The organism is Flavobacterium soyae, from assembly GCF_021245985.1.
In the GTDB taxonomy this organism is placed as follows: domain Bacteria; phylum Bacteroidota; class Bacteroidia; order Flavobacteriales; family Flavobacteriaceae; genus Flavobacterium; species Flavobacterium soyae.
Genome location: NZ_JAJQXA010000033.1, coordinates 3268 through 5813, shown reverse-complemented (window position 1 = coordinate 5813; position 2546 = coordinate 3268). Strand labels below are relative to the sequence as shown.

Below are 2546 nucleotides of genomic sequence, written 5' to 3'. Positions count from 1 at the left end.
TACTTTTGCACCCGCAACAGCGAAAGACGTTCCCTGAAACACTGGCAAGAAATGAAAATCAAAACTGAAAAATTTTTCAGAAAAAAGATTAGAAAAAGCTTGTGAGATTTGAAAAATGCTTTTACATTTGCACCCCGCAAAACACGGAAGTTCATTGAGAGACTGGAAGGAAAATTGAGAAAAAGGAGACGAAAAAAAAGTTTCAAAATTTTTTTAAATTTTTCTTGCGAGAAACAAAAAGAAGTTTTAGTTTTGCACCCGCTTTGAAACACAAGTGGAAACAAAAAGAAATACGTTCGTAGACATATTGAATTGACAGCCGTTCCGATGTAAATCGGAACAAAAGAATAAGAGTAATAGAATCGGTAAGATTAGAATGAACCACTAGAGTAAGTATCGAATATATAATATTACAATATACGATGAAGAGTTTGATCCTGGCTCAGGATGAACGCTAGCGGCAGGCTTAACACATGCAAGTCGAGGGGTATATGTCTTCGGATATAGAGACCGGCGCACGGGTGCGTAACGCGTATGCAATCTGCCTTTCACAGAGGGATAGCCCAGAGAAATTTGGATTAATACCTCATAGTATAATCAAGCCGCATGGTTTAATTATTAAAGTCACAACGGTGAAAGATGAGCATGCGTCCCATTAGCTAGTTGGTAAGGTAACGGCTTACCAAGGCAACGATGGGTAGGGGTCCTGAGAGGGAGATCCCCCACACTGGTACTGAGACACGGACCAGACTCCTACGGGAGGCAGCAGTGAGGAATATTGGACAATGGGCGCAAGCCTGATCCAGCCATGCCGCGTGCAGGATGACGGTCCTATGGATTGTAAACTGCTTTTGTACGAGAAGAAACATCCCGACGTGTCGGGACTTGACGGTATCGTAAGAATAAGGATCGGCTAACTCCGTGCCAGCAGCCGCGGTAATACGGAGGATCCAAGCGTTATCCGGAATCATTGGGTTTAAAGGGTCCGTAGGCGGTTTAGTAAGTCAGTGGTGAAAGCCCATCGCTCAACGGTGGAACGGCCATTGATACTGCTGAACTTGAATTATTAGGAAGTAACTAGAATATGTAGTGTAGCGGTGAAATGCTTAGATATTACATGGAATACCAATTGCGAAGGCAGGTTACTACTAATGGATTGACGCTGATGGACGAAAGCGTGGGGAGCGAACAGGATTAGATACCCTGGTAGTCCACGCCGTAAACGATGGATACTAGCTGTTGGGGGCAACTTCAGTGGCTAAGCGAAAGTGATAAGTATCCCACCTGGGGAGTACGTTCGCAAGAATGAAACTCAAAGGAATTGACGGGGGCCCGCACAAGCGGTGGAGCATGTGGTTTAATTCGATGATACGCGAGGAACCTTACCAAGGCTTAAATGTAGATTGACCGTTTTGGAAACAGAACTTTCGCAAGACAATTTACAAGGTGCTGCATGGTTGTCGTCAGCTCGTGCCGTGAGGTGTCAGGTTAAGTCCTATAACGAGCGCAACCCCTGTTGTTAGTTGCCAGCGAGTAGTGTCGGGAACTCTAACAAGACTGCCAGTGCAAACTGTGAGGAAGGTGGGGATGACGTCAAATCATCACGGCCCTTACGCCTTGGGCTACACACGTGCTACAATGGCCGGTACAGAGAGCAGCCACTGGGTGACCAGGAGCGAATCTATAAAGCCGGTCACAGTTCGGATCGGAGTCTGCAACTCGACTCCGTGAAGCTGGAATCGCTAGTAATCGGATATCAGCCATGATCCGGTGAATACGTTCCCGGGCCTTGTACACACCGCCCGTCAAGCCATGGAAGCTGGGGGTGCCTGAAGTCGGTGACCGCAAGGAGCTGCCTAGGGTAAAACTGGTAACTAGGGCTAAGTCGTAACAAGGTAGCCGTACCGGAAGGTGCGGCTGGAACACCTCCTTTCTAGAGCCTTAGTGTTAGCTATATGCACGCTGAGGGAAAAAGATGCGAAACCTATTGGTTTTAGTCTGAGATTGTATTACTCTTGCTGTTAATTTAAAAAAAAAATAATGAAAACTTAAGTAAAACAGAGTCTCGTAGCTCAGCTGGTTAGAGTACTACACTGATAATGTAGGGGTCGGCAGTTCGAGTCTGCCCGGGACTACTTTTTAAGAATTGTTAATTATAAGTTATGAATTGTAAATTATAAAAACAACAAATTAAAAAACTGAAAACTTAAGAAATAAAGGAAATTCTGGAAGCTGGGATTCACCAAAGAAATTAGATAGGAATTTAAATCTAAAATCTGAATTCTACAATCTAAGATTGAAAAATGGGGGATTAGCTCAGCTGGCTAGAGCGCCTGCCTTGCACGCAGGAGGTCAACGGTTCGACTCCGTTATTCTCCACGATTTTAGTCATAAAGATTAAAGTCATAAAGTCCAAAGTGATTTACTTTAAGACTTTAGACTTTAGACCTTGGGCTAAATAAAAGTTCATTGACATATTGAGATAAGAAAATAATAAGAAAGTAGAAAGCGTTTTTTACAATTTTATTGTAGAGAACAAAAAAAAC

2 tRNA genes and 1 rRNA gene are annotated in these 2546 nt (G+C 43.7%); all 3 read left to right on the top strand.

Features of this window, described 5'->3' with window-relative positions:
- The first annotated feature begins 419 nt into the window (after nt 1-419).
- The 3 genes from LUU93_RS21450 (at nt 420) to LUU93_RS21440 (ending at nt 2379) form a co-directional block, all read left to right on the top strand.
- Nucleotides 420-1933, top strand: a 16S ribosomal RNA gene (locus LUU93_RS21450).
- Between the two features lie 128 nt (nt 1934-2061).
- Nucleotides 2062-2135, top strand: a tRNA-Ile gene (locus tag LUU93_RS21445).
- Nucleotides 2136-2305: 170 nt separating this feature from the next.
- Nucleotides 2306-2379 (top strand) — tRNA-Ala (locus LUU93_RS21440).
- Nucleotides 2380-2546: the final 167 nt, after the last annotated feature.